Source organism: Halorubrum sp. SP9, from assembly GCF_005435015.1.
In the GTDB taxonomy this organism is placed as follows: Archaea; Halobacteriota; Halobacteria; order Halobacteriales; family Haloferacaceae; genus Halorubrum; species Halorubrum sodomense.
On record NZ_SGXU01000624.1, the window covers coordinates 1 to 279 of the forward strand.

Genomic DNA, 279 nt, shown 5'->3' on the forward strand with positions numbered 1-279 from the left:
GAACTCCTCTGGTGAATCAGATGATTCGTCATATTGAAAATGGGCTTCTTTCAATCCGATAGTATAACCGACGTTAGAGGCATTTTCTCTAATCTTGTCGGTGCCACCATTGTCGCTAATTGTTTGAACAAATTCGCTTCCACCGTCCTCAAAAACGTCAGCAAATGGGAACTGAATGTGTAGCTTGTTGTGATCTATGCTACCATTACCTGAAAAATAGATATCTAACCATAAATCGTCTCCACGGTCCAGCTGTGGATCTTCTATAATTGGGGTAAC

General features: G+C 41.2%; 1 protein-coding gene. It reads right to left on the bottom strand.

Annotated elements, in window-relative coordinates; translation table 11 throughout:
- Window positions 1–279 (bottom strand): hypothetical protein (locus EXE45_RS20200; RefSeq protein WP_158294362.1); only part of this gene is annotated, 279 nt, incomplete at both ends.